Consider the following 24,764-nt stretch of genomic DNA (forward strand, 5'->3'; position numbering starts at 1 on the left):
CGAGGAACACCATGAGCCCCGCCACCTCCCCTATCGGCCCGTCGGACGCGTCCAAGACGCCGCGATACGCCGGCCTCTCGACCTTCGCCCGGCTGCCGCGACTGGAGGACGTCCCCTCCGTCGACCTCGCCGTGGTCGGCATCCCGTTCGACACCGGCGTCAGCTTCCGTCCGGGCGCCCGCTTCGGCCCGGAGCATGTGCGCGCCGCCAGCCGCCTGCTGCGTCCGTACAACCCGGCGCAGGACTTCTCGGGCTGGGAAGCCGTGCAGGTGGCCGACGCCGGCGACATCGCAGCGAACCCGTTCCACATCGACGAGGCGGTGCGGCAGATCGCGGAAGCGGCGACCGAGCTGGGCGAGCGCGCGCAGCGCATTCTCGCGATCGGCGGCGATCACACGATCGCGTACCCGCTCCTCAAAGCGGTCAGCGAGCGGCACGGCCCGGTCGCCGTGCTCCACTTCGACGCCCACCTGGACACCTGGGACACCTACTTCGACGAGCCGATCACGCACGGCACGCCGTTCCGTCGCGCGTCGGAGGAAGGCTTCCTCGACCGCACGGCCTCCGTGCACGTGGGGACCCGCGGCCCGCTCTACAGCAAGCAGGACCTGGAGGACGACGAGCGCCTCGGCTTCTCGATCGTGTCGAGCGAGTTCATCGAGGAGAACGGCATCCCGGCAGCGCTCGACCGCATCCGCCGCCGCGTCGGCGACAAGCCGCTCTACATCTCGATCGACATCGACGTGCTCGATCCGGCGCACGCGCCCGGCACCGGCACGCCGGAGGCGGGTGGCCTGACCAGCCGCGAGCTGCTCCGTCTGCTGCGCGGACTCACCGACCTGAACATCGTCGGCGCCGACGTCGTGGAGGTCGCTCCCGCCTACGACCACGCGCAGGTCACCGGCATCGCCGCAGCGCACGTGGCGTACGAGCTGATGACCGCCATGGCGCAGGTGATCGTGCGGGAGGCCGCGGATGAGTGACGCGCGGCGTCCGGTCGCGGTCTACACCGATGTGGAGGACACCGACCCGGCGCCGGGGATCGCCCTGCTCGAGTCGCACGGCTTCGAGGTGCGCGTGCTCGGCACCCGCGACCCCGCCGCGATCATCGCGGGTGCGCAGGAGGCCGACGCGCTTCTGCCCGGCTACGCCGCGATCACGCGCGAGGTCATCGAGGCCCTGCCTCGGTTGAAGGTGATCGCGCTGATGTCGATGGGCTTCGACTATGTGGACATCGACGCGGCGACCGAACGCGGTGTCTGGGTGACGAACGTCCCCGGCGCGGCGACGGAGGAGGTCGCGACCCACGCGCTCGCGCTGCTGCTGGCGAGCGCGCGGCAGCTGCCGTTCTACACCGCCTCGGCGACCCCGGAGCGCTGGAACGAGCGCGCCGCCGTCGCGCCGCCGCGGCTGAGCGAGCAGACGCTGGGCATCGTCGGGCTGGGCAAGATCGGGCGGGCGTTCGCCCGCGTGGCCGGCCCGCTGTTCGGGCGGGTACTCGGCTACGACCCGATGCTGCCGGACGACGACGCCGTCCGCGCCGACCTCGACGCGCTGGGGATCGAGCGGACGACGCTCGAGGAGGTCAGGAGGAACTCCGACGCCCTCTCGCTGCACGTGCCGCTGACGGCGGAGACCGCTCACCTCGTGGACGCCGGCTTTCTCGCCGAGCTGCCGCAGGGGGCCATCCTCCTCAACGTCTCGCGCGGCGGGCTCATCGACAACGCGGCGCTCGTCGCCGCGCTCGACTCCGGACACCTGTCCGGGGCGGCGCTGGACGTCCTCGACGAAGAGCCTCCCGGGCAGCGGCATCCCCTGGTCGGCCGTGACGACGTCGTGCTCACGCCGCACATCGCCTACTTCTCGCGCCGGACCGAGATCGAGTACGTCCGGATCCAGGCGCAGAACGCCGTCACGGCGCTCGTCACGGGCGCTCCCGAGTCTCCCGTCAACCGGCTGCCCTGACGCCGACGGGCGCGGCTCAGCGGCGCGGCGTCCACCCGGGCGGCAAGGGGTACACCAGGTCCGCGCGTTCGCGGTCGGCCTCCGCCGACCAGCCCTGGGCCGCGCCCTCGGCGTCGAAGCCGCCGCGCGCCACCCGGAAGCCGAGGTCCTCGTGCTGCGTCCGTGGTGAGCCGCCACGGCGCACGGAGGCCCGCACGCTCCAGGCGTCGTCGGCGTAGCCGCCTCCGCGGAACACCCGGTAGTCGTCGTAGCGCGCCGGGTCGAGGTAGTCCCAGCACCACTCCCACACGTTGCCGAGGGTGTCGAACAGCCCGTGGAGGTTGGGCAGCCTCCCGCCCACGTCGTGCGGCGCCGAGAGCCCGTCGGCGCTGGTCCAGGCGACCTCGGCGAGCGGCCCGTAGTGCGGGCCGGTGGAGCCGGCGCGGCACGCGTACTCCCACTCGGCCTCCGTCGGCAGGCGATAGCCGTCGGCGTCCACGTGCCAGGTCACGTCCTCGCCGTCGAACGAGTAGGCCGGGTCGAGGCCCTCCCACTCGGAGGCCGCATTGCAGAACCGGATGGCGCGCAGCCAGCTGATCCCGGTCGCCGGCCGGCGCGGATGCGAAGCCGGCTCGCCGATCAGCTCGGCGACCTGCTCCTCGGTGACGGCGAACCGGCCGATCTCGAACGACTCGAGTTCCACCGTCCACCGGCGCTTCAGCCGGGCGTCGTGGAGCTGCACGCTGCCGGGCGGGATGTACGCCAGCTCGATCTCCGCACCCTCCACGGCTCCACCCTGCCACACCGCGCCTAACGGGGAGGGGAGGGCGGCCGATAGTGCGATCCGTGGAGACCCTGTTCGTCGCCCTCCGGGTGCTCGTCGTCCTCGGCGTGATCGTCGGGCTGCTGTGGTTCGTGCAGCGCCGCTTCACGCGCGGGCGCGGTGCACGCGGCGGCCGCACCCGTCGCGGCAACGCCGTGTCGGTGGTCGGGCGCCAAGGGGTCGGGCCGAAGGCGTCGGTCGTCGTCGTGGATGTGGACGGCAACCGGTTCGTGCTCGGCGTGACCGAACGACAGGTGAGCGTGCTGCACACCGGTGCCCGTCCGCAGGAGGTGGACGCCGAGGTGACCCCTCTGGTACCGGTGCGGAAGACGTTCGCGAAGGACGTCGACGTGGCCGGTGCGGCCGTCGCGACGGCCGGAGCGGCAACCGGAGCGGCAACTAGGGCTCACGGATCCACGGACACCAGGCAGGATGCCGATTTCCTCACGGCGCAGGGACGCGCCTCGCTCTTCGACGAGGCACTCAAAGGCTCGATCCTGTCACCCGCGACGTGGCGCCAGGCGAGTTCGGCGGTGCGGCAGAAGAGGTGACGGCGACGCGCGCCGAGCTGCGCGCACCCTTCCGCGCCGCCCTCGGCCGCGCTCACGGCCGGGCCTCCCACCTGCTGCCGCGCCTGGCGGTCGCGGGCGTACTGGTGACGCTCATCGCCGCCGCGTTCGTCCTCCTCTCGGCGACGGCCGCGCACGCGGTGCCGACGCCCGTGCCGACCCCGTCCGGTCCAACCGGCCCGGGAGGCACCGGGGGGATCACCCTCGACATCAACGGCCCGAACGGCACGCCGAGCACCGCCATTCTCACGCTCGTCGGCATCACGGTGCTCTCCGTGGCGCCCGCCCTGCTGCTGATGATGTCGTCGTTCACCAAGATCTTCGTCGTGCTGGCGATCACCCGGAACGCGCTGGCCCTGCCGTCCATCCCGCCGAACCAGGTGCTCGCGGGACTGTCCCTCTTCCTCAGCCTGTTCATCATGAGCCCGGTGCTGGTCGACATCAACACGACGGCGGTGCAGCCCTACCTCGCCGGGCACATCGACTTCACGGCGGCCCTGCACGCGGCGGAGGCGCCGCTGCGGCACTTCATGTCGTCGCACACGCGCGAGGAGGACATCGCGCTGATGACGCGCGCGGCGGGCCGGCCCAATCCGGACTCGGCGGCGTCCGTGCCGCTGCTGACGCTGATCCCGGCCTTCATGATCTCGGAGCTGCGCGCGGCGTTCATCATCGGCTTCGTCATCTTCGTCCCGTTCCTGGTGATCGACATGGTCGTCTCGGCCGCGCTGATGTCGATGGGCATGATGATGCTTCCGCCGGTGATGATCTCGCTGCCGTTCAAGATCCTGCTGTTCGTGCTCGTCGACGGCTGGGGCCTCATCATCACGAGCCTGATCACGAGCTATCGGGGTGGCGGATGAACGCGAACGCAGTCCTGGACGTCGCGATGCAGGGCCTCCTGATCACCGCCAAACTCGCCGCGCCGATCGTGGTCACCGCGCTGGTGGTGGGCTTCGCGATCTCGCTCATCCAGTCGATCACCCAGATCCAGGAGGTCACCCTCTCGTTCGTGCCGAAGGCGGCGGCGGTCGCCATCGCCCTGATCATCTGCGGTCAGTGGATGATCTCGGAGCTGATCACCTTCACGCACGTGCTGTTCGAGAAGATCCCGAACCTGCTCGGGGGCGGCTGATGTCCATCCCGATCGATCTCTCCGCCATCGAGGCGGTCGCGCTGGCGTCGCTGCGGATGGTCGCCTTCCTGGTGATCGCGCCGCCGTTCTCGTACAACGGCTTCCCCGCCCAGGTGAAGGGGATGCTCGCCATCGGGCTCGCGGTCGCCGTCGCGCCGCGGGTCGGCGCCGGGTACCACTCCGGCGACCTCGGCGCGTTCCTGCTCGACATGGTGCGCGAGCTCGCCGTGGGCGCGACGCTCGGCTTCCTGGTCTTCGTGGTGTTCGCGGCCATCCAGTCGGCCGGCAGCTTCATCGACCTGTTCGGCGGATTCCAGCTGGCGCAGGCGTTCGACCCGCAGGCCATGATCAACGGTGCGCAGTTCACCCGGATGTTCCAGCTGACCGCGCTCGCACTGCTGTTCGCCTCCGGGGGCTACCAGCTCATCATCGGCGGCCTGGTGCGCACCTTCGACGCGGTGCCGCTGGCGGCTGGGATGGACCTGGCCGATCCGGCGAAGGCCATGGTGTCCGGCGTCACCCAGATGTTCCTCTCCGCGCTGCAGATCGCCGGGCCGCTCATCATCGTGCTCTTCATGGCCGACATGGCGCTCGGCCTCCTCACCCGCGTGGCGCCGGCGCTCAACGCGTTCGCGCTCGGCTTCCCGCTGAAGATCATGCTGACCGTCGTGCTCTCGACCGTGGTGTTCGTGGCTCTGCCCGGCGTGGTCGGCTCGCTGACCGACACCGCCGTGAAGACCATGCTGGGGGTGACCAAGTGAGCGACGCGCAGGAACGCACCGAACAGGCGACGGACAAGCGGATGAGGGAGGCTCGCTCCAAGGGGCGCCTCGCCAAGTCCACCGATCTGACCGCGTGGGTCGGCGTCGGCGCCGCGGCGGTGATGCTGCCGTTCACGATTCAGAAGAGCAGCGATGCCGCGGTCGACCAGCTCTTCACGGTGCGGTCGGTCATCGAGAGTCCCGACCCGGCGAAGGCGCTCGTCGCCCTGGGCGACGGGCTCGGCAGCATCATGGCCACCGTCGGGCCGCTGCTGGCGGTCGGCGCGATCGCGGTCATCGGTGCGGCGGCCGCGCAGGGCGGCATCCACTTCAAGAGGCTGTCGCCCAAGTTCGAGCAGTTCAACATCGTCAGCGGCGTCGCCCGGGTGTTCGGGATGCGCGCGCTCTGGGAGGGCGCGAAGACGCTGCTCAAGTCGGCGGTCGTGGGCATCGGGCTGTTCCTGGTCGTCCAGGGGCTGATGCCGGTGCTGCTGACCTCCGGGATGATGCCCATCGCCGCGCTGCTGTCGGCGGCGGGAGGCGGTGCGGCCGGCCTCCTGCAGGCGGCGGTCGGCGCCGGGCTCGTGCTCGCCGCCCTCGACGTGCTGGTCGTCATGCGCCGCAACCGCAAGCACACCCGCATGACCAAGCGCGAGGTGCGCGACGAGCACAAGAACTCGGACGGCGATCCGCTGATCCGGTCGCAGCGGCGCTCGCGCCAGCTGGCGATGAGCCGCAACCGCATGATCGCGGCGATCGGCCAGTCGGATGTGGTGCTCGTGAACCCGACCCACTACGCCGTCGCGATCGTCTACGAGCCGGGCAAGTCGGCGCCGCGTGTCGTCGCGAAGGGCGCGGGCGCGGTCGCGCTGCGCATCCGCGAGAAGGCGGAGGAGGAGCGGGTGCCGGTAGTCAAGGACATCCCGCTCACCCGCGCTCTGCACGCCGCCTGCCGGCTCGGCGACGAGATCCCGGTCGAGCTCTACAACGCGGTGGCGCGCGTGCTGGCGTTCGTCATGTCGCTCAAGGCGCGCGGCGCCGCCGCCGGCGTCCACACCATGCAGACCCCGTCGCACGTCCCGGCGCCGGCTCCCGCACGTTCCCCCGCACCCGCACCCGCACCCGCAGGAGGTCTCCGATGAAGTCCACAGCGAGCAAGGTCGCGGTGCCGATCGGCGTCGTCGGCATCATCATGCTGCTCGTGGTGCCGGTGCCCGCCTGGCTCCTCGACACCCTCATCATCGTCAACATCATGCTGGCGCTGGTGATCCTGCTCACGACGATGTTCGTCAAGAAGCCGCTCGACTTCTCGGTGTTCCCGTCGCTCCTGCTGGTCGCGACGCTGTTCCGGCTGGGGCTCAACGTGGCCTCCACCCGGCTCGTGCTCGGCGACGGCTACGCCGGCCAGGTCATCCAGGCGTTCGGTCACGTGGCGGTCGGCGGGTCGATCATCATCGGCGCGGTCGTGTTCCTGATCCTGATCGTGATCCAGTTCATCGTCGTCACCAAGGGCGCCGAGCGCGTCGCGGAGGTCGGCGCCCGCTTCACGCTCGACGCCATGCCGGGCAAGCAGATGGCCATCGACGCCGACCTCAACGCCGGCCTCATCACCGAGGAGCAGGCCAGGGCCCGGCGTGCGGAGGTCTCGGCGGAGGCCGACTTCTACGGCGCCATGGACGGCGCGAGCAAGTTCGTCAAGGGCGACGCGATCGCCGGCATCCTCATCATCGTCATCAACGTGGTCGGCGGCATCGCGATCGGCATGATCCAGCGCGGCATGCAGATCGGCGACGCAGTCAACTCGTACACGCTGCTCACGATCGGCGACGGGCTCGTCACCCAGATCCCCGCGCTGCTGATGGCCGTCTCCACAGGCATGATCGTCACGCGATCCAACGCGGAGAGCGACATCGGCACGACCGCGAGCGGCCAGCTCGGCCAGTCCCGCAACGCGCTGACCATCGCCGGCTGCGCGGCGATCGTGATGGCGCTCATCCCGGGGATGCCGCCCATCCCGTTCGTGCTCGTCGGCGGCCTGCTCGTGCTCGCCGCCCAGCGGATCAAGACCACGCAGGCCGCCGAGAAGAAGGCGAAGGCTGCCCAGGCGGCCGTGCAGAACGCCGGCAAGTCCGAGACGACGGAAGACCTCATCGATCAGATGCGCGTGCACGCGCTCGAGATCACCCTCGCGCCCGACCTCGTCGACATCGTGAGCGGCGCGTCCGACGACCTGCTCGCCCGCGTGCGGGCGCTGCGCCGCAAGATCGCGCTCGAGCTCGGTTTGATCGTGCCGCCGGTGCGCACGCGCGACAGCGCCGAGCTGCCGCCCTCCACGTACGTGATCAAGATCGCCGGGGTGGAGGCCGGCCGCGGCCAGGCGCCGGGCGGCCGCGTACTCGCCCTCGGCGACGCGCTCGACGGCCTCCCAGGCACTCCGACGGTCGAGCCGGTGTTCGGCCTCCCGGCCAAGTGGGTGCCGTCCGAGATGCGGCACAGCGCCGAGCTGGGCGGGGCGACGGTGATCGACCGGGTCTCCGTGCTGATCACGCACCTGTCGTCAATCATCACCTCCAACGCCGCCCGCCTGCTGACCCGGGAGGACGTGCGCCAGCTCACGGAGGCCGTCAAGCAGGTCAACGCGCCCGCGGTCGAGGAGCTGGTGCCGAACCTCCTGTCGTTGGCGGAGGTGCAGCGCGTGCTGCAGGGGCTGCTCGCCGAACAGGTGCCGATCAACGACCTCCCGCGCATCCTGGAGGCGCTGGCGCTGCGGGCCAAGCTGTCGAACGACCCGGAGGGCCTGATCGAGGCCGCCCGCGCGGCGCTCGGGCCGGCGGTGGTCGCGCCGCACATCGACGGCGGGACGCTGCGCGTGATCATGATCGACCCCGGGCTGGAGCAGTCGATGTTGGAGGGCCTCCGGCCGGGCGAGGGCGGCATGCAGATCGTCATGGACCCGTTGCGCCTGGAGGCCGTGCTCGCCTCGGTGCGGCAGACGGCGGCGCAGCTCGACGAGGCCAACGTGTCGGCGGTGCTGGTGTGCGCGCCGGCGCTGCGGCCTGCCATCCGACGCCTGGTCGCGGGCCAGCTCTCCGGGCTCGCGGTGCTGAGCTATCAGGAGGTCGGCGCGGCGCAGGCGGCCATCGAGACGGTCGGGGTGGTGAGAGGTGCGGAGTCGATCGCGGCCTGAGTGGCTCGGGGGCGACCTCGGCGACCTCGGCGACCGCGAGGACGAGGTGCTGCCGGCGGTGTCGACCTCCTCGCAGGCGTTCGCGGCGATCCTCGACGACCTCGTGCGCGCCGTCGACGCCGACGTTCCCCCCGCCACCGCCTCCGTCGGCACCCCCACCTCCACCCGCCCCGCGTCGCCGAAGGGCACGTGGTTGTCACTTTCGGACCCCGAAAGCGACAACGACGTGCCCCTCGAGCGTCCAAGTTCGAGCGCCGGGGGCGTGCTGGTGCAGCGGGCCGCGCCGGGCCGACTCCGCGGCAAGGGCGACCTGACGCTGGTCGTCGGTCTGGGCGCGGACGCGCAGGCGGCGGCCACGATCCTCGCGGCCTCGGCGGACGCCGACGTGCTCGCGGTCGCCGACCGGCGCGAGGCGCTCGCCGCACGTGCCGAGGGCGTGCGTCGCGAGTGCGCGATCGTCGGCGTGGTCGAGCTGCCGCGGGTGGATGCCGTGCCGGCGCTCTCCGCCTCCCTCGCCGGCATCGAGCCCGACCAGGTCTGGGTCGCCGTCGACGTCAGCCGCAGGCTCGACGACACCGTCGTCTGGGTGCGTGCCGTGGACGCCGTTCTCGCCGTCGACGGAATCGCCGCCCACGGCGCCGCGCTGACCGCGACACCCTGGGCGGTCGGCGCGCTCGGCCTCCCGCTGCTGTGGCTGGACGCCCCTCCCGGGCCGCCCTCCACTGCCGCGACCAGCTGGCAGGACATGCCGACTTCGACCTCCCGCTGACACCAGGTTCTGCCGCGGGGCCGCGCCGCCGGATAGGCTGGTCCAATGCTGGTATTGACGCGGAAAATCGGGGAGCGCGTGCTCATCGGCGACGACATCGTCGTGACCATCCTCGACGTCCGCGGCGACGGCGTGCGCGTCGGCATCGACGCCCCGCGCGGCATCCGCATCCAGCGTGACGAGGTCGTGCAGGCCGTCAGCGAGGCCAATCAGGAGGCTCGCGAGCACGCGGCCGCCGCCGACGATCCCGAGGAACTTATCAAGAAGTCCCTAGGCCTGTAGAGGCGCAAATCCTCCACCGAAGCTAGGCGATGCCGCCGCCGTCGGCGACGAGCGCGGTGCCGGTGACGTACGACGACTCATCGCTCGCGAGCCAGACGACCGCCGCGGCGATCTCGGAGGGCTCGCCCATCCGCCGCAGCGGCCGGTCGGCCGCCTCCGCGAGGAACGAGCCGGTCTCCTGACCCAGCTGACGCGCCTCGTCGCGCAGCATCCCCGTGTTGACGTCGCCGGGGTTGATCGAGTTGACGCGGATCCCCTGCGGGCCGTGGTCGATCGCGAGCGCGCGGGTCATGTTCACCACGGCGCCCTTGGAGGCGCAGTACGAGATCGCCTGCCCGCCGCCCTTGAGCCCCCAGCCGCTGCCCGTGTTGATGATGGAGCCCTTGCCTGCCGCGGCCATCACCGGGACGACGTGCTTGCACATCAGGAAGACGCCGCGCACATTGACGCCGAAGACGCGGTCCCACTCCTCGACCGTGGTCTCCACGGCCGTGGTCCGGCGGATGATTCCGGCGTTGTTGAACGACACGTCGATGCCGCCGAACGCTTCGACGGTCGCCGCCACCACGCGCTCGACGTCGGCCTCGGCCGAGACGTCGGCGCCGAACGCGATCGCCTCGCCGCCCCCGGCGCGGATCTCCGCGGCGACGGCCTCAGCGGCATCCTGCTGCAGATCGACGACCGCGACCCGCGCGCCCTCCGCGGCGAAGGCGAGGGAGGTGGCGCGGCCGATGCCGCCTGCCCCTCCGGTGACGATGGCGGACTTGCCGGCTAGACGCATTCGGGTTCTCCTTCGATGGGGGCCGCCGAAGCGGCATTGACAGGGTAGAGGCTCGTGCCGGCGGGTCCGGTGACCACGGTGACGTGGCCGGCCAGGTGCCGATCGAGCGCGGTGTCGCCGGTGTCGACCAGGAGCGGCCGGCCGGCGAGGTCGATGAGTTTCTGCTCGGTGGCGACGACGAGCAGGGGGTGGTCGCCCAGTTCCGAGATCACCCGGGCCGAGAGCTGCTGGTTGCCGCGGCCGAGCAGGAAGCCCTGGCCGCCGATGACGGTGACGATCGCCTGCGCGTCGTGCCCGGAGACCGCTTCGTAGGCCTGCTGCTCGGTGACGTCGCGGGCGAGCAGCTTCCCATCTTGGATGACGTCGACGCCGAGCGGGGAGGTGTCGAGACCGAGGAGGCGGCCGAGCTCGACGGTCGTCCCTCCGGGGCCGAGGAGGTAGCGGGTGCCGGCTCGCAGGCGATCGGCGGCGCCCGTGGCCGCCCGGCGCACCGCATCCTGGGCGCTCGCCGGCGTCGGCGCTTTGCGCGCCTGCGTCCGCCCGGCAGCGACCGGCACAGGGACGAGGGCGAAGAGCAGGGGCTCGGGCCGGCCTGCTCGCAGCAGCTCCTCGTCGAGGTCGAGCACCTCGGCCTCCGCCGTCGGGAGGCCGTGATCCAGCCAGTCGGCAGCTAGAGCGCCGGCCGCAGCGGGGCCTACGGCGAAACAGCCCGAATACATCTTGACCCCGGCCGGGATGCCGAGCATCGGCGTGCCGGAGGGGAGCCCGCGGGCGACGTCGCGGGCGGTGCCGTCGCCGCCCGCGAACAGGACGAGCGAGGCGCCGGCCGCGTGCAGCGCTGCCGCCGCGCGGGCCGTGTCGTCCCCGGTCGTCCCGAACCCGCCGCCGAGGGGCACGTTGTTGTCGCTTGCCGGCGTCGAAAGTGACAACGACGTGCCCTTCGGGAGGGCCGGAGGCGTGTATACGACGCGAGGCATGAGTCCGGCGGAGTGCACGGCGTCTTCGCCGAGCGCGCCTGCGGCCGTGAGCACCTCGGTGCCCGGCCGGGCGACGGCCAGCACCCGGAGCGCCTCCACCGCCCGGTCGCCGGCCCGTGCCCGCCCGCCGCGGCGCAGCGCCTCGCGCTGCACCGCGACGCCGTCGCTCCCGGCGAGGCCCGCGGGCCCGCCGATGCCGGCGACGGGGTTGACGATCACCCCGATCTTCACGGCTGCACCGCCGATCGCCGCGCCAGCGGGCTCACGCGACCGCGCCCTCCAGCACCGGAGCGGCGGCCGCACCCTCGCCGAAGTGCTTGCGCCGGTATGCACGCCACGTCACCGCCCAGCGCTCGGGGTCGTCGAGGTCGTCGTGGTGGGTGTGGTGCACGGTCTGGTTGTGCGGGGCGGTCCGCACGACCTCCGGCGTCTCGCGCGCCTCCCGTGCGACCTCGGCCAGCACACGCGCGTATTCCTCGAGCTCGGCCTTGGAGTACGACTCGGTCGGCTCCAGGGTGAACGGCTGAGGCACCACGTAGGGGTGGTGGCTGGTCCAGTAGTGCATCCCGAAGTCGCTCGCCCGGATGCCGATCTCTTCGGAGGTGATCCCGGTCTCCTCGAACAGCTCCTGCCACGAGTAGCGCACCTGCTCGATGCGGCGGCGCCCGGTGGCGTAGGGAGCGCTGGCCCCGGGGATGTCGAGCACCAGCTTCATCAGGTAGTTGTTGTTGAGGACCGCCGTCTCGGCCACGGCGCGCAGCCCGGGAGCGCCGAGCGCGCGGATCCACGCGTAGGTGCGCACGATGTTCGGCACGACGCCGTAGAACGGCGCGACCGATCCGATCGACTGCGGCCGGTCGGCGTCGATCACGAAACGGTCGCCGACCCTCTCCACCACCGGTCCCGGCAGGAACGGCACCAGAGCCTCCGACACCGCGTTGGCGCCGGAGCCCGGGCCGCCGCAGCCGTGCGGCGTGCCGAAGGTCTTGTGGAGGTTGAAGTGGCACACGTCGAAGCCGGCGTCGCGAGCACGCGTGATTCCGAGGATGCCGTTGGCGTTCGCCTGGTCGTACGACGCGAGCGCTCCGACGGAATGCGCCAGGTCGACCCATTCCCGGATGCGCGGGTTGTAGATGCCGGTGTCCTCCGGGTTGGTGACCATGATCGCGGCGGTGCGGGGCGAGATCGCCGCGCGCAGCGCCTCCACGTCGGGGTAGCCGTCGGCGTCGGGGAAGATCGTGATGACCTTGTAGCCGGCCATCTTCGCGGCCGCCGCGTTCGACGGGTGCGAGAAGATCGTCGTGATCACCTCGTCGCGGGTCTCCGCCTCGCCACGGGAGGCGTGGTAGGCGCGGATCATCGAGATGTTCGCCCAAATGGCCTCCGACCCGCCGCTGGTCTGCAGCGACACCCGGCTCATCCCCGAGATCTCGGCGAGCATCCGCTCGGTGCGCCAGATGATCTCGAGCACGCCCTGCGCCGCCTCCGGGTCCTGCAGCGGGTGCAGCTCGGTGAGGTCGGGAGTGCGGATGATCGCCTCGTTGACCTTCGGCGCGTACTTCATGGTGCAGGTGCCCTGACCCACGTCGACGTTGAGGTCGGCGCCGAGGTTCTCCTGGCTCAGCCGGAGGTAGTGCTTGAGCACGCGCATCTGACCGATCTCGGGCAGCGCGGGCGGCTCGGCACGGCGCAGGGAGGCCGGCAGCGCGGCGACCACGTCGCCGACGGCGGCGCGCACGCCGTCCTCCGTGCGCGAGGGGATGACACCGCGCTCACCGGGGGTGTGCAGCTCGAAGACGATGGGCTCGTCCCAGCGGGCCTGGTGGAAGCGGCGCAGCGCGGGCTTGGGGGCGATGGGGAGACTCATCGGTCGCTCTCCTTCAGAACGGCGCCGAACGCGGCGGCGAGGTCGTCGATGTCGGTCTGGGTGTTCTGCTCGGTGACGCATACCAGCAGGCGCATGTCATCCAGCGCGAGGCCCGGCTCGAAGCCGCGGGCGCGCAGGGCGGACACCAGCGCGGGCACGGTGAGGGAGGCCTCCCCCAGGTCGAGCACGAACTCGCGGAAGTGGATGGCGTCGTCGGCGGCGGTCACGCCGGGCACCGCGGTAAGGGCGGCGCGGGCATATGCCGTTCGGGACATGATGGTGTCGCCGAGCTCGGCCATCCCCTGCGGGCCCATCAGAGCGAGGTAGACGCCGGCGGCGATCCCCCACAGGGCGGCCGCGGTGCCCACCCACTCCTTGCCCTCCTCGCGCACCGCGAACGACGTGCGGTCGTAGGCGACGTCGCCGAAGCCGTACTCGCCCTCCACGTCGGTGGAGGCCAGGCCGAACAGCCGCGACGGCATCTCCATCACGAGCCGGGTGTCGTCGGGGACGGCGATGAAGCCGCCGTGCGCGCCGCCGAACCACGGGTGCAGCCCGAGCGACTGGATGTCGCCGTGCACGATGTCCGCGCCGTGATCGGCGGGGGAGGCGAGCACACCGAGACCGATCGGGTCCGTGCCGGCGACCAGCAGCGCTCCGCTCGCGTGCGCGGCGTCGGCGAGCTCGGCGACGGCGGTCTCGAGCGCTCCGTGGAAGCTCGGCGTCTCGACCCACACCGCGGCGGTGTCCGGGCCGATGAGGGCGGTCGCTGCGGCGACGTCAGCGACGCCGTTCACGGTCGGCACGACGTGGAGGTCCGCGACCGGCAGCAGATAGTCGCGCACTTTCGAGAGCTTGTCCGGGTGGGCATCGCTGACGAGCAGGATTCCACGGCGTCCGGTGACGCGGGTCGCCATCGCCAGCGCGGTTGCCGCCGCCTGGTAACCGTCATAGGTGGGTACGTTGACCACGTCGAGGTTCAGCAGCTCGCCCATCAGCGACTGGTACTGGAACAGCGCCTGGAACCGCCCGTGGTCCTCGTACGGCTCACCTGCGTAGGCAGTGAGGAACTCGCTGCGGTTGATGACCTCGTCCACAACCGCCGGCACCGCGTGGTTGTAGGTGCCGGCCCCGAGGAACAGCCGCCCCGGCTCCACGGCGCGGTTGCGGCGCAGGAGCCCGCCGACGTGACGCACCAGATCCTGCTCGGCGACGAGCGGCTCCGGAAGGTCGAGGTCGCGTCCCAGCCGGAGGTCGGCGGGGACGTCGGCGTAGAACTCCTCGACGCTCGCTGCACCGACGGCGTCGAGCATCGCCTGCCGCGACTCGGGTGCCGTGTTCGGCACATACGGATGGACGAAGGGGTGAGTCATGCTGGCCTCTCTCGGTGTTTCAGACGGTCGGGTGCTCGATCACGGCGACGCCGAACGCCCCGAGCGGCAGTCCCGCGCCGGCGTCCGCGCCGGTGAGCAGGTCGGTGCCGCCCGGGATGCGCGGTGCGACCCGCGCCTCCCGGCCGTGGTTGAGCACGAAGGTGAAGTCGGTGACGCCGTCGGTGCGGGTGACGACCTCCAGCGAGGTGTCGGGCTCGCCGAACTCGACGCCGGCGGCCGTGAACACGTCGGTGAGCACCGCGCGCATCCCGGCGTCGTCCAGTCCGGCGGCCAGATACCAGGCGGCGCCGTCGCCGTGCGCGCGCCGGGTCAGCGCCGGGAGGCCGACGAGGTCGCCGTCGGCGAAGCGGGCGAGCACGTCGGTGCCCGGCGCCGCCTCGATCCACTCGCCCCAGACCCTCGTGGAGTGCAGGACGCCGCCCAGCTCGACCGCGCGGTGCGCACCGTCGGCCAGCGGCCACCACTCGTCCACCTCGACGCCGAGGAGGTCGCGGAGCGGGCCGGGCGCTCCCCCGGCGTGCACCTGCTCGCGGTGGTCGACGACCCCGGAGAACGGGCCCACGACCACGTGGCCGCCGGCCGCGACGAACGCGCTCAGCGCCTCCGCCTGCTCTGCCGTCGCCGCATAGAGGTTCGGGACGAGCACGACGCGGTGATCACCGAACGGCCCGGAGGCGCGGGAGACATCCACTGGCTGCCCCAGCGCGAAGGCCGCAGCGTGCCAGGCCCGCGCCTCGATCAGCCAGTCGAGCCGCTGCGACGGCATCGACTCGGTCTGCGTCACTCCCCACCAGGCGTCCCAGTCGGCCACGAGCGCGACGGATGAGCGCACGCGGGTGCCGCGCACGGCCTCCAGCCTCTTCAGCTCGGCGCCGAGCGCCTTCGACTCCCGGTAACTGCGGCTGCGCTCGCCGCGGTGACCGAGTATCGCCGAGTGGAACTTCTCGGGCCCGAACTTCGCCTGCCGCCACTGGAAGAACATCACGCCGTCTGAGCCGTGGGCGACGGCCTGGAGGCTGCCGAGCCGCAGCTGCCCCGGCGCCTTCGGCACGTTGACGTCGCGCCAGCTCACGGCGCTGGGCGCCTGCTCCAGCAGCAGCCACGGGCGGCCGTCCTTCAGGCTGCGCATGAGCCCGTAATTGAGGGCCGCGGCCACGTGGGCGTGCGGGTCGGCCGGGTCGGGATAGGCGTCGTCGGTCACCAGGTCCTCCGCGTCGGCGAAGTCCCAGTAGTCGAGCTCGCGGAAGAGGCTCATGAAGTTGGTGGTCACCGCGATCTCGGGGGTGACCTCCCGCAGCACGTCGACCTCGGCCGTGAAGAGCTCGAGGAGGGCGTCGGACGAGAACCGCTCGAAGTCGACGACGTGCGCCGGGTTGATCGGACCGGTCGCGGTCCGTGGCGGCTCGATCTGGTCGAAGCTCAGGTAGTGCTGGCCCCAGCAGCTCGTGCCCCACGCCTCGTTGAGGCCGGCGATGTCGCCGTAGCGGGCCTCCAGCCAGCGGCGGAAGTGCCGCGCCGACTCCGGGCACCAGCAGCGCGCGACATGGTCGCCGTACTCGTTGGAGACGTGCCAGAGCGCGAGGGCGGGGTGCTCTCCGTAGCGCTCGGCGAGGGCGCGGGTCAGACGCAGCGCTGCCTGCCGGAACACGGGGGAGCTCGGGCAGTACGACTGGCGCGAGCCGAACTCGAGCCGCACTCCGTCGGCGTTCCACGGCAGCACCTCGGGGTGCTCGCGCACCAGCCAGGCGGGAGGCGTCGCGGTGGCCGTGGCCAGGTCGATCGTGATGCCGGAGGCCCAGAGCAGGTCGATGATCCGGTCGAGCCCCGCGAAGTCCCAGCGGCCGGGCTCGGGCTCCAGCAGCGGCCACGAGAACACCGGCAGCGTGACGATGTTGACGCCGGCCTCCACCATCAGCCGCACATCCTCGGCCCAGACCTCCTCCGGCCACTGGTCGGGGTTGTAGTCCCCGCCGTAGGCGAGAGCGTCGAGCCGGATGCTCCGGGGCTCGGGGATCGTCATCGGTCTCCTCGGATCGCTTGTGTGTGGTCAGTGTCGACTGTATTCTGTATACAGCAACGCTAAAGGGATCGAAGCCACGGGTCAAGCCCTAAGCTGACGACCACGAGTCCGGCCAGGAGGGTCACACATGGCGATCGAGCGCAAGAACCTGCGTTCCCAGGTCCGCGAGGAACTGATCGCGCGCATGCGCGCCGGAGATGTGCGCCCGGGGGAGAGCATCAACGAGGTGCAGCTCGCCGCCGAGCTCGGTGTGTCGCGCACGCCGCTGCGGGAGGCCCTCATCGCCCTCGAGTCGGAGGGCCAGATCGAGAGCGAGAACGGCAAGGGCTTCCGGTTCGTGCCGCTCAGTGCGCGCGAGTTCGAGGAGCTCTGCCCGATCATCGTCACCCTGGAGGGCCTCGCGCTCGACCTCTCGCCCGTCGACGAGCTGTCCGCGCTCGGCGAGCGCCTGGGTGCTCTGGCCGCCGCCTTCTCGGACGACGTCGCCGAGCACGCCGTCGTCAACCGCAAGGACGACGAGTGGCACAACCTCATGCTGAGCGCCTGCCCGAACAAGAAGCTGCTGGAGCAGATCGCCCAGGTGCGTAGTGCCATCCACCGCTACGAGTCGCTTCTCGTGGGCGACGAGGTGCTGGTCGAGCGCTCCGCGGAGGAGCACGCCGAGATCGCGCGCCACCTCGTCGAGCGCGACGTGCCCGCCGCGAAGGCGGCCCTCTCCGAGAACTGGACCAACGGCATGCGCCGACTGCTCGCCGACGCCGGCATCAAATGGGAGCGGCTGGGCTGACCGCTACCGACAGGTCCACGAACAGCGCGGCCGACCACCCGAAGGCCGTCGTCGCCGTGCGCGCCCTCTCGCCCGTGGTCGGGTTGAAGTATTCGTGGGGTCCGCCGCCGTGGATGACCAGGCGCAGCGTCTCCTCGATCAGCTCGCGCGCCCGCGACGCGTGCCCCGACACCGCGAGGCCTTCGGCCAGCAGTGCGTTGACGTTGACCCAGACCGGGCCGCGCCACATGCGTTCATCGGAGTAGTGGGCGTCGCGACGGGCGACGGTCGGCACGCTCCAGGTGGTCGCGAAGCGGTCGGGGTCGGAGAGTGCTGCGACGATGCCGGTCACGTAGCGACCGGGCAGCCGGCCCGTTATGAGGGGCAGCAGCGACACCGCCGTCTCCGCGGCGATCGGTGTGCCCGCGCCGGACGACCGGAAGTAGCCCGAGGCGTCATCCCACATCCCCTCCAGCAGCCCCAGTGTCCGGGAGGCCCGCGCGGCGTAGCGCGCAGCTCCTGCTGCATCCCCGACCGACCGCGCCCGGGCCGCGAGGAGGTCGTCCTGCAGGATCAGGTAGGCCGCGAGGTCCGGCGACGCGACCGGAAGCTCCGCGTCGAAGACCGGGCTGTCGTCGAGCCCGGACGAGTAGGGGTGCCCGTACTCGGGCATCCCGTCGCCGTCGAGGTCGGAATGCGTGAACCACCACTCCTGGCTGCGTGCCACGACCTCCCACGCTCTGTCGAAGAACGCGGGGTCGTCGACGAAGCCCTCCAGCCGGCGCAGCGCCCAGGCGGCGAGCGGCGGTTTGGTGAGCGGGATCGGCGCGGAAGGGTCGGCGATGGCAGAGCCGGCGCGGCGCAGGTTCTCCCTGTCGCCGGGCGGGAGGTCGTCGCTCGACGCGAGGACGCCCTCGTCGTGCACGACGTCCGGCAGCTGGCCGTCGGCGCTCGGGTAGGCGAACGCCAGTTCCAGCTGCTCCCGCGCCAGCTCGGGGTCGCCGTGCCGGAGACCGGAGGCGATGAAGTACGCGTCCCACTGCCAGAGGCCGACGTAGCCGATCTTCGACGGCACGACCGCCCGTGCCCCGCGGCCGGGCAACGAGACGATGTTGGCGCCGAGCACCCACCAGCAGAAGGCGGTCATGTCGGCGAGGTCGTCGCGCACGGCGGGCGTGCGGGCGAACCACTCGTCCCACACCGCAGTCGTCGCCGCGAGAGCGGTCTCGTGCGCCTCCGCCGGGACACGAGAGACCCCGTCGGCGGAGATCCACACTGCGCCATCCGCTGAGGAGTACAACGTGGGCGCACCGTCCGAGGGGAGGCCGACCTCCACGGACCATGTCCCGCCGCCGCCCACGCTCAGCGCCGCGGGCCCGTCGAAGGTCACCGTCACGTCGGTGCCGCTGAACGCGATGCGGTCGGGATGCACGGTCGACACGGGAGCGACGTGCCCCTCGCCGTCGAGCACGCGCAGCGTCCGCACGAGCACGCAGTCGTCGAGGTCGCGCTCGTACTCGGCGAGCCGGATGGTCAGCGAGTCGGGCAGCGCAGCGTCGCGGAACACCAGGAGGCGCGACCCCGGAAGTGTGAACGGCGCCGACACCAGGTCGAGGAACGGCGAGACACGATCGGGGATGCTCATCGACCGCCCAGCCCCGACGCCGCCATGCTGTTGAGGATGCGCCGCTGCCCGATCACGAACGCGATCAGCATCGGGATGGTGGCGATGGCCGAGGCGGCCATGATCAGGCCGTAGTTGACCGAGCCGAACTGGCCGCGGAAGCTCTGCAGCAGCAGCGGCACCGTGAAGTTCTCCTGCGAGTTGAGGATCACCAGCGGCAGCAGGAAGTTGTTCCAGGTGCTCAGCGCCACGATGATCGCGAGCGCGCCGAGCCCGGGCTTGAGGTTCGGGAGGATGATGCTCCAGAAGATCCGCCAGCGGCCTGCGCCGTCGACGATCGCCGCCTCCTCCAGCTCCTTCGGCAGGGACAGCACGAACTGGCGCATCAGGAACACGGCGAACGGGTTCGCGAGTGCCGCAGGCACGATCAGCGCGAGGTGGGAGTCCACCCAGCCGAGGCGGGCCATCAGGAAGTAGAACGGGATCAGCGTCACCTGCATCGGGATCATCTGCGTCGCCAGGAAGACGATGAAGAGCACCCGGCTGCCTCGGAATGGGATGCGGGCGAACGCGTAGCCGGCCATCGCGGCGGTGATCAGCGTTCCGGCGACCACCAGCACGGCGATGTAGATCGTGTTCCAGTACGCCGACCCGAAGGGCACGTCGTTCCAGGCGTCCACGTAGTTCTGCAGGGTGAACGGCTGCGGCCAGAGGCTCAGCGGGTCGTTCAGCAGCTGGGGGAGCGACTTGAACGAGGTGAACAGCATCCAGAGGAACGGGAACACCATCGCGATTCCGCCGGCCAGCAGCACGAGGTGGAGGACGGCCTTGCGGGCCCGGGCGGCGCCCTTGCCGGTTCGCGGTGCGCGCGGGGCGGGTGCCGCGGGGGCGGTGGAGGTCGAGGTCAGTTCGGCGGTGGTCATGCGGCACCATCCTCGTAGTGGACGAACTTCTTCTGCGCGGTGAACTGGATGCCCGTGATCACCAGTGTGATGATCAGCAGGATGATGGAGGCCGCGCTGGCCGGCCCGAACTGGAACTTGCCGAAGCCCAGGTCGTAGATGTGGTAGACGATCGTGCGGGTGGCGTTGTCGGGCCCGGCGTTCGCCGTGAGGATGAACACGGTGTCGAACGTCTGCAGCGAGCTGATGAACGCGATGACCGTCGAGAAGAAGATGATCGGCGACAGCAACGGCAGGCGCACCCGGAAGAACAGGGTGAGCGCGCCGGCGCCGTCGAGGCGGGCCGCCTCGATGACAGCGGGCGAGATGTTCTGGAGGCCGGCCAGGAAGATGATCACGTTGAGGCCGACGGACGACCAGATCGTGACGATGCACACCGCCAGGAGCGCGAGGTGCGGGTCGCCCAGCCAGTCCGGCGGCGCGACGTGGAAGACCGAGGCGATGAAGCCGCTGATCACGCCGTCCTTGCGGAACAGCTGCTGCCAGATCATCGCGACCGCCACCGACGAGGTGACCACCGGTGCGAAGAACAGGATCAGGTAGAGCGTGCGGGTCTTCAGCCGTTCCAGGGCCACGGCCAGCACCACGGCCAGCCCGAGGCCGATCGGCACCGTGATGAGTGCGATCAGCAGGGTGTTGAGGATCGACCTCCCGAACAGCGGATCGGTGAGCTCGGTCTTGAAGTTGTCGAAGCCGACCCAGCTGAGGTCGTTCAGACCGTCCCAGTGGGCGAAGGCGAGCACGAGGCTCGCGATGAACGGCACGACGACGAAGAGCGCCATCCCGAGCAGCTGCGGCCCGACGAACACGTAGCCCCAGCGCCGGTCGCGACGCCGCCAGGCGGACTCCTTGCGGAGCCCGCCCGGCAGAGCGGGGGTGACCTCGGCCTCGGTGACGACCGATGCTTCTCCCAATGCGCTCACGTCGTTCGCCTCACTTGCCGCCGGTCTTGTCGGCGATCATCTTCGCGACGTCGTCGAGCGTGGCCTGCGTGGACTCCTTGCCCTGGTACAGCGCCAGCATCTTGTCGCTGATGTCGCTGGACAGGCCGGGCACGGAGGCCTCGGTGGTGTAATCCTCGAAGCCGATGTCGCGCATGTCGAGCATGGTCTGGGCGTGCGCCGGGTAGCCGTCGAGGACGACCGAGTCGGCGCCCTTGATCGACGGGACCGCGTTGCCGCCGCCCTTCAGGCGGAAGGTCTGGCCCTGGGCCGACAGGAAGTTCGTCCAGAAGGTGAACGCGGCGTCCTTGTTCTTCGTCTTGGCGTTGATGGCGAGGTAGCTCACCGCCACGCCGGTCGGCGCGGCCTTTCCGGAGGGCGTCGGCCACGGGGCGACGTCGTAGTTCTCCGGGTCGCCCGCTGCCTTGACGGTGCCGATCGTGTAGCGGCCCTGGACGAAGAAGCCGGCCTTGTGGGTGACGAACACGCTGTCGGCGCCCGCGCCCTCCGGGAGGGTGTCGGCGACGACGAAAGTGCCGTTCTGGAAGTTCTTCGCGAGGACGTCCATGGCCTTCACGCTCTTCGGGTCGGTGTTGGCGACGAACTTCCCCGAGTCGTCGAATGCCGTGCCGCCCTGCGACGAGATCCAGCTGTAGTGGGTCGACCAGTAGTTCCAGAACATCGAGCCGGTCAGGCCCGCCTTGTGGAGCTTCTGGTTCATGTCGAGGAACGCCTCGGTGGTCCACTTGCCCTCGGCCGCGAGCTTCGCCGGGTCGTCGGTGACGCCGGCCTTCTTCAGGGCGGCCTTGTCGTACCAGAGGGCGTCGGGGTTGGAGTCGTTGGGCGCCGCGTAGATCTCGTCGCCCTTCTTGGTCGCGCCGAACAGGCCCTGCGCGAAGTCGGCCGGCTTGGTCTTGCTGGCGCTCGAGTTCATCAGGGAGGTCAGCGGCAGCAGCGCCTTGGAGTTGACGAACTGGCCGATCTTGTCGTCGCCGATGTAGAAGACGTCGGGCGCGGTGCCGGAGGCCAGCTGTGCGAGGAGCTTGGTGTGGTAATCGCCGTAGTCGGCGACCGGCTGGAGCACGACCTTGATGTCGGGGTGCTCCTTCATGAACTGGGTGTCGAATTCCTTGTACCGGGTGAGTTCCTCGGGGGTTCCCCAGGTGGACCAGACCACCGTCTTGGTTCCCGAGCCCGAGCCGGAGCCCGAGCAGGCGGCCAGTCCGAGTGCCAGTGCGGCGGCCGCCGTGATGGCCAGCGCCCTTCTCACCTTTGAGTCGACGCGAGACATGAGTACCTCGTTCCTTGAGAGTCTCTGCTGTGTTGGGGGTGCGCCAGGATGCAGCGCGGGTACGTCTGTATTCTGTATACAGTAGGCAGATGTCGAATGCAAGTGCCTCCTTGCATGCCTTCCGGCCGCGCGCGAGGATGCGAGCATGCCTGACTTCCGCCGCGTCACCGACCTGGTGGACGCGCGCGGAGGCGCCTCCTGGCTGACCGTGCTGCGGGGCGGGGAGGTCCTCCTCGACCGCCGCACCGGGTGCGGGCCCGACGCTCTGTTCTACACGTTCTCGGTGAGCAAACCCTTCGTGGCCCTCGCCGTGCACCTGCTCGTCGAGCGCGGGATGCTCCGGCTCGACGACCCGGTCGCGGCGCACTGGCCCGCCTACGCGCGCGGCGGCAAGGCCGACATCACCGTCCGGCACGTCCTCTCGCATCGCGCGGGCGTCCCGTACTCCACGGGCACCCTCCTCGGCGACACCGTGCGGCTGACGGACCCGCTGCGGTCGGTCGTCGCAGCGGAGGATGCCCGGCCACGCTGGCCGGCGGGGGAGGTGGTCGGATACCACGTGCTCAGCTTCGGCTTCATCCTCGGCGAACTCGTGCGACGCGTCAGCGGGATGCCGGTGGAGCGGTTCATCGCCGAGAACCTCCTGCGGCCGGCGGGCCTGACCGAGACGACCCTCGGCCTGCCGGAGGCGCGGGCCTCCCGCGGGGTGCCGCTGCGCGCGCTCAGCGCTCCTGAGCGCGCCAGGACCCTTCTGTTCAACCGCCCGAGCACGCGTGCGGTCCCGGTGCCGGCGGCCGCGCTCAGCACCAACGGGCGGGAGCTCGCGGAGTTCTACCGGCTACTGCTCGCCGGCGGAGAGGGCGTGCTGCGGCCCGAGACGATCGCGACGGCGAGGGAGGTCTCCAGCGACGGCGAGCCCGACCGCATCATGGGCCATCCGGTGCGCTGGTCGTACGGCTTCCAGCTCGGCGGACCGATCGGCCTCGCCCGGCCCACCGGCTCCCGCGCCGACCCGCGGACGTTCGGCCACAACGGCAGCAGCATCTGCAACGTCTGGGCCGATCCGGCGCGCGACCTCGTCGTGGCCTACCTGACGAACACCGCCGACGAGCGACGACGGGCGCTGCGCCACCTCAGCGACGTGAGCGACGCGGTCCTGGTGGCGTGCGGCTGAACGGTCCAGACTTTCGGCAGGGGCCGCGGGAGGCCGGCGGCCCCGGGACGGAGGGCGTCATGAACGCCGGAACGAAGGACGACCCGTGGCAGCTGACCACGGCTCCCGGCACCTCGGAGTACACCATGTACCGCGACGACGCGGGCGACCCGCCCGCGCTGGTCTGCCAGGTGGGCTCCACCCGGCTGAGCTACCGCGCGAGCGCCGTCGACGATCTCGCGGCGTGGCTGCGGGAGCAGGGCGACTGGGTGCCGCTCGGCGCCGCGGACGAGAACAAGCCCGCTGCGGAGGGGACGATCGAGGCGTGGGGTCGCGATCCGGGCAACCCGGTGGGTGGCTGGTACGGCCTCCGCAAGGGCTACCGCGGCCGGTTCGGGATGTACCTGCCCCCGCTGCTGGAGGCGCTCGGACTCATCGAGCTCACGCACGACGCGCGCAACAACAAGGCGCGGGCGAGGTAGTAGAGCATCGGGCCGTTTTCACCCGGCGGGACGGCGGTTTCACCCTGTCCGGGCAGAGGTTGCATCGTTATGCTGCATTCATGCCAAGGACTACGCATGCCAGCGCTCCCGCTGCGGAGACTCACCAGAGTCGTGCAGAGCGTCTCGTCTCGGCAATTAATGCCATGCCAATCGAGGACATTCGGCAGCGCATCGACGACGCTCGGCACATGTCGGGTCTGGAGATCGAAGAGCGGCAGCGTTCCGAGCGGCGTGATCGCGCCGAACGAGCTGCGGCGGCGCTTCGCGCGCAGTGATTGGTGTACTCGCCTCACCTGAGGGTAACCACGCGGTGCCTTCGAGACGATCTGAGCCTCGCCGATGAGGATTCCGGCCGCGACGCGCGTTCCATAAAGCCGCGCCATGATGTGCTGAGAGCGTTCGTCAACAAGCGTGAGGGAGCTCCTGCAGAGGGCGAGCCGATCCGGGGGCTTGAGCCCCACGGCGTCTATCTCAGCCTCCACCACAACCGATGGCGCGCTGTTACACGTTGGGATGCCGACAACGATGTTTGCTGGCTGCTCGCGTTCAGCCCAACTCATGCGAGCGGCGAACTTCGAGACGCATACCGCTATTTTGAGTCGCTGTATCGGCGCGGCGAGTTGCTCCCGACGCCGAGCGACTACGAATTGCTTGAAGAGATCACCCCAGCAAACTTCGTTGACGGCATCACGTCGCTAGGTGCCGATCTCTATCGTTCGGCTCGGGCACACCCTGGAACCGTATTCGGAGAGACCTACGCAGGCGGATCCGCTGACGTGGTTATCGACATGGTCATCTTGGAAGACGGATCGCTCGAGGAAGGGTGGATATCAGTCGGATTCCCGTTCGACACTCCGTTGAATCAGTACACCGCTTTGGACGTGATCGCGCGGATCCTCCCGCCTGACATCATGGTGCGCGGCCTGGAACTGGCGAGCACTTTCGGGGGCGCCCGCTTCGGCATGACCAGTTGGTCTTCACGTGGGATGTGGCTCTGATCTGAGGGTGGTGATTC

25 protein-coding genes are annotated in these 24,764 nt (G+C 70.6%); 15 read left to right on the forward strand and 10 right to left on the reverse strand.

Annotation, left to right across the window (positions count from 1 at the left end; all coding sequences use genetic code 11):
* The first annotated feature begins 11 nt into the window (after nucleotides 1-11).
* Together speB and ASF88_RS18520 are read left to right on the forward strand one after the other, a co-directional pair.
* Entirely contained in the window at nucleotides 12-983 is a 972-nt protein-coding gene (speB, locus tag ASF88_RS18515; protein WP_055922304.1) for an agmatinase, read from the forward strand.
* Nucleotides 976-1,965, forward strand: a complete 990-nt coding sequence (locus ASF88_RS18520; RefSeq protein WP_055922307.1) for a C-terminal binding protein — start codon at nucleotides 976-978, stop codon at nucleotides 1,963-1,965. The genes speB and ASF88_RS18520 overlap by 8 nt, the downstream gene beginning before the upstream one ends.
* Nucleotides 1,966-1,981: 16 nt before the next feature.
* Here the strand turns inward: ASF88_RS18520 and ASF88_RS18525 are convergent, their stop codons facing one another.
* On the reverse strand, nucleotides 1,982-2,731 hold the full coding sequence (locus tag ASF88_RS18525) for a formylglycine-generating enzyme family protein (protein WP_055922310.1): 750 nt from the start codon (nucleotides 2,729-2,731) through the stop codon (nucleotides 1,982-1,984).
* A gap of 59 nt (nucleotides 2,732-2,790) precedes the next feature.
* Here ASF88_RS18525 and fliO point away from each other — a divergent pair, with 59 nt between their 5' ends.
* From fliO to csrA, 8 genes are all read left to right on the forward strand, one after another.
* Nucleotides 2,791-3,318 carry a flagellar biosynthetic protein FliO gene (fliO, locus tag ASF88_RS18530; RefSeq protein ID WP_055922314.1) on the forward strand — a complete coding sequence of 176 codons (528 nt, stop codon included), beginning with the start codon at nucleotides 2,791-2,793 and terminating at the stop codon, nucleotides 3,316-3,318.
* Nucleotides 3,319-3,389: 71 nt separating this feature from the next.
* Nucleotides 3,390-4,199, forward strand: coding sequence for a flagellar type III secretion system pore protein FliP (gene fliP / locus ASF88_RS18535; protein ID WP_055923083.1), 810 nt, complete (start codon nucleotides 3,390-3,392; stop codon nucleotides 4,197-4,199).
* Nucleotides 4,196-4,471: a flagellar biosynthetic protein FliQ gene (locus tag ASF88_RS18540; RefSeq protein ID WP_055922317.1), complete on the forward strand. Its 276-nt coding sequence runs from the start codon at nucleotides 4,196-4,198 to the stop codon at nucleotides 4,469-4,471. Before fliP ends, ASF88_RS18540 begins: the two co-directional genes overlap by 4 nt.
* Nucleotides 4,471-5,232 (forward strand): flagellar biosynthetic protein FliR, encoded by a 762-nt coding sequence (locus ASF88_RS18545; RefSeq protein WP_055922319.1) that lies wholly within the window; start codon nucleotides 4,471-4,473, stop codon nucleotides 5,230-5,232. Before ASF88_RS18540 ends, ASF88_RS18545 begins: the two co-directional genes overlap by 1 nt.
* A complete protein-coding gene (locus tag ASF88_RS18550) occupies nucleotides 5,229-6,374 on the forward strand; it encodes an EscU/YscU/HrcU family type III secretion system export apparatus switch protein (RefSeq protein ID WP_055922322.1) in 1,146 nt (381 codons plus the stop codon). The genes ASF88_RS18545 and ASF88_RS18550 overlap by 4 nt, the downstream gene beginning before the upstream one ends.
* On the forward strand, nucleotides 6,371-8,419 hold the full coding sequence (locus ASF88_RS18555) for a flagellar biosynthesis protein FlhA (protein WP_055922325.1): 2,049 nt from the start codon (nucleotides 6,371-6,373) through the stop codon (nucleotides 8,417-8,419). The genes ASF88_RS18550 and ASF88_RS18555 overlap by 4 nt, the downstream gene beginning before the upstream one ends.
* Nucleotides 8,397-9,188 carry a hypothetical protein gene (locus ASF88_RS18560; RefSeq protein WP_055922328.1) on the forward strand — a complete coding sequence of 264 codons (792 nt, stop codon included), beginning with the start codon at nucleotides 8,397-8,399 and terminating at the stop codon, nucleotides 9,186-9,188. The genes ASF88_RS18555 and ASF88_RS18560 overlap by 23 nt, the downstream gene beginning before the upstream one ends.
* Before the next feature lie 45 nt (nucleotides 9,189-9,233).
* Entirely contained in the window at nucleotides 9,234-9,470 is a 237-nt protein-coding gene (gene csrA / locus ASF88_RS18565) for a carbon storage regulator CsrA (protein WP_055922331.1), read from the forward strand.
* A gap of 22 nt (nucleotides 9,471-9,492) precedes the next feature.
* On the opposite strand, the gene ASF88_RS18570 is transcribed toward csrA, so the two are convergent.
* From ASF88_RS18570 to ASF88_RS18590, 5 genes are read right to left on the reverse strand one after another with little or no spacing between them, the layout of a single operon-like run.
* Entirely contained in the window at nucleotides 9,493-10,251 is a 759-nt protein-coding gene (locus tag ASF88_RS18570; RefSeq protein ID WP_055922334.1) for an SDR family NAD(P)-dependent oxidoreductase, read from the reverse strand.
* The gene (locus tag ASF88_RS18575; protein ID WP_200935326.1) at nucleotides 10,242-11,459 is read right to left on the reverse strand and encodes an ATP-NAD kinase family protein; all 1,218 of its coding nucleotides are present in this window, start codon (nucleotides 11,457-11,459) and stop codon (nucleotides 10,242-10,244) included. The genes ASF88_RS18570 and ASF88_RS18575 overlap by 10 nt, the downstream gene beginning before the upstream one ends.
* 31 nt (nucleotides 11,460-11,490) lie before the next feature.
* A complete protein-coding gene (gene gcvPB, locus ASF88_RS18580) occupies nucleotides 11,491-13,095 on the reverse strand; it encodes an aminomethyl-transferring glycine dehydrogenase subunit GcvPB (RefSeq protein ID WP_055922340.1) in 1,605 nt (534 codons plus the stop codon).
* Nucleotides 13,092-14,468: an aminomethyl-transferring glycine dehydrogenase subunit GcvPA gene (gene gcvPA, locus ASF88_RS18585; RefSeq protein ID WP_055922343.1), complete on the reverse strand. Its 1,377-nt coding sequence runs from the start codon at nucleotides 14,466-14,468 to the stop codon at nucleotides 13,092-13,094. Before gcvPA ends, gcvPB begins: the two co-directional genes overlap by 4 nt.
* Nucleotides 14,469-14,487: 19 nt before the next feature.
* Nucleotides 14,488-16,509 carry a beta-galactosidase gene (locus ASF88_RS18590; protein ID WP_055922346.1) on the reverse strand — a complete coding sequence of 674 codons (2,022 nt, stop codon included), beginning with the start codon at nucleotides 16,507-16,509 and terminating at the stop codon, nucleotides 14,488-14,490.
* Between the two features lie 127 nt (nucleotides 16,510-16,636).
* Here ASF88_RS18590 and ASF88_RS18595 point away from each other — a divergent pair, with 127 nt between their 5' ends.
* Nucleotides 16,637-17,296, forward strand: coding sequence for a GntR family transcriptional regulator (locus ASF88_RS18595; RefSeq protein WP_055922348.1), 660 nt, complete (start codon nucleotides 16,637-16,639; stop codon nucleotides 17,294-17,296).
* On the opposite strand, the gene ASF88_RS18600 is transcribed toward ASF88_RS18595, so the two are convergent.
* The 4 genes from ASF88_RS18600 to ASF88_RS18615 are packed head-to-tail and all read right to left on the reverse strand — an operon-like array spanning nucleotide 17,274 to nucleotide 22,093.
* Nucleotides 17,274-18,920, reverse strand: a complete 1,647-nt coding sequence (locus tag ASF88_RS18600; RefSeq protein ID WP_055922351.1) for an amylo-alpha-1,6-glucosidase — start codon at nucleotides 18,918-18,920, stop codon at nucleotides 17,274-17,276. The two genes, ASF88_RS18595 and ASF88_RS18600, sit on opposite strands and share 23 nt — an antisense overlap.
* Nucleotides 18,917-19,822 (reverse strand): carbohydrate ABC transporter permease, encoded by a 906-nt coding sequence (locus ASF88_RS18605; protein WP_055922355.1) that lies wholly within the window; start codon nucleotides 19,820-19,822, stop codon nucleotides 18,917-18,919. Before ASF88_RS18605 ends, ASF88_RS18600 begins: the two co-directional genes overlap by 4 nt.
* A complete protein-coding gene (locus ASF88_RS18610) occupies nucleotides 19,819-20,784 on the reverse strand; it encodes a carbohydrate ABC transporter permease (protein ID WP_235493546.1) in 966 nt (321 codons plus the stop codon). The genes ASF88_RS18605 and ASF88_RS18610 overlap by 4 nt, the downstream gene beginning before the upstream one ends.
* Nucleotides 20,785-20,794: 10 nt before the next feature.
* Nucleotides 20,795-22,093 (reverse strand): ABC transporter substrate-binding protein, encoded by a 1,299-nt coding sequence (locus ASF88_RS18615; protein ID WP_055922361.1) that lies wholly within the window; start codon nucleotides 22,091-22,093, stop codon nucleotides 20,795-20,797.
* Nucleotides 22,094-22,238: 145 nt separating this feature from the next.
* Here ASF88_RS18615 and ASF88_RS18620 point away from each other — a divergent pair, with 145 nt between their 5' ends.
* From ASF88_RS18620 to ASF88_RS20550, 4 genes are all read left to right on the forward strand, one after another.
* Complete coding sequence (locus tag ASF88_RS18620; protein WP_055922365.1) at nucleotides 22,239-23,267, forward strand: serine hydrolase domain-containing protein; 1,029 nt, start codon at nucleotides 22,239-22,241, stop codon at nucleotides 23,265-23,267.
* Between the two features lie 59 nt (nucleotides 23,268-23,326).
* Nucleotides 23,327-23,728, forward strand: coding sequence for a DUF6855 family protein (locus ASF88_RS18625; protein ID WP_055922368.1), 402 nt, complete (start codon nucleotides 23,327-23,329; stop codon nucleotides 23,726-23,728).
* A 164-nt stretch (nucleotides 23,729-23,892) separates the two neighbouring features.
* Nucleotides 23,893-24,024 carry a hypothetical protein gene (locus ASF88_RS21075; RefSeq protein WP_268765658.1) on the forward strand — a complete coding sequence of 44 codons (132 nt, stop codon included), beginning with the start codon at nucleotides 23,893-23,895 and terminating at the stop codon, nucleotides 24,022-24,024.
* A 111-nt stretch (nucleotides 24,025-24,135) separates the two neighbouring features.
* Complete coding sequence (locus ASF88_RS20550; RefSeq protein WP_157498429.1) at nucleotides 24,136-24,747, forward strand: hypothetical protein; 612 nt, start codon at nucleotides 24,136-24,138, stop codon at nucleotides 24,745-24,747.
* The last annotated feature ends 17 nt before the right edge of the window (nucleotides 24,748-24,764 follow it).

This window comes from Leifsonia sp. Leaf336 (assembly GCF_001423695.1).
Taxonomy (GTDB): Bacteria; Actinomycetota; Actinomycetes; order Actinomycetales; family Microbacteriaceae; genus Leifsonia.

What these genes read in the sequence shown, in the direction of transcription:
- speB (WP_055922304.1), top strand. Translation starts at nt 12, where the DNA reads ATGAGCCCCGCCACCTCCCCTATCGGCCCGTCGGACGCGTCCAAGACG.
- ASF88_RS18520 (WP_055922307.1), top strand. Translation starts at nt 976, where the DNA reads ATGAGTGACGCGCGGCGTCCGGTCGCGGTCTACACCGATGTGGAGGAC.
- ASF88_RS18540 (WP_055922317.1), top strand. Translation starts at nt 4,196, where the DNA reads ATGAACGCGAACGCAGTCCTGGACGTCGCGATGCAGGGCCTCCTGATC.
- ASF88_RS18545 (WP_055922319.1), top strand. Translation starts at nt 4,471, where the DNA reads ATGTCCATCCCGATCGATCTCTCCGCCATCGAGGCGGTCGCGCTGGCG.
- ASF88_RS18555 (WP_055922325.1), top strand. Translation starts at nt 6,371, where the DNA reads ATGAAGTCCACAGCGAGCAAGGTCGCGGTGCCGATCGGCGTCGTCGGC.
- csrA (WP_055922331.1), top strand. Translation starts at nt 9,234, where the DNA reads ATGCTGGTATTGACGCGGAAAATCGGGGAGCGCGTGCTCATCGGCGAC.
- ASF88_RS18570 (WP_055922334.1), bottom strand. Translation starts at nt 10,251, where the DNA reads ATGCGTCTAGCCGGCAAGTCCGCCATCGTCACCGGAGGGGCAGGCGGC.
- gcvPB (WP_055922340.1), bottom strand. Translation starts at nt 13,095, where the DNA reads ATGAGTCTCCCCATCGCCCCCAAGCCCGCGCTGCGCCGCTTCCACCAG.
- gcvPA (WP_055922343.1), bottom strand. Translation starts at nt 14,468, where the DNA reads ATGACTCACCCCTTCGTCCATCCGTATGTGCCGAACACGGCACCCGAG.
- ASF88_RS18590 (WP_055922346.1), bottom strand. Translation starts at nt 16,509, where the DNA reads ATGACGATCCCCGAGCCCCGGAGCATCCGGCTCGACGCTCTCGCCTAC.
- ASF88_RS18595 (WP_055922348.1), top strand. Translation starts at nt 16,637, where the DNA reads ATGGCGATCGAGCGCAAGAACCTGCGTTCCCAGGTCCGCGAGGAACTG.
- ASF88_RS18600 (WP_055922351.1), bottom strand. Translation starts at nt 18,920, where the DNA reads ATGAGCATCCCCGATCGTGTCTCGCCGTTCCTCGACCTGGTGTCGGCG.
- ASF88_RS18605 (WP_055922355.1), bottom strand. Translation starts at nt 19,822, where the DNA reads ATGACCACCGCCGAACTGACCTCGACCTCCACCGCCCCCGCGGCACCC.
- ASF88_RS18615 (WP_055922361.1), bottom strand. Translation starts at nt 22,093, where the DNA reads ATGTCTCGCGTCGACTCAAAGGTGAGAAGGGCGCTGGCCATCACGGCG.
- ASF88_RS18620 (WP_055922365.1), top strand. Translation starts at nt 22,239, where the DNA reads ATGCCTGACTTCCGCCGCGTCACCGACCTGGTGGACGCGCGCGGAGGC.
- ASF88_RS18625 (WP_055922368.1), top strand. Translation starts at nt 23,327, where the DNA reads ATGAACGCCGGAACGAAGGACGACCCGTGGCAGCTGACCACGGCTCCC.
- ASF88_RS21075 (WP_268765658.1), top strand. Translation starts at nt 23,893, where the DNA reads ATGCCAATCGAGGACATTCGGCAGCGCATCGACGACGCTCGGCACATG.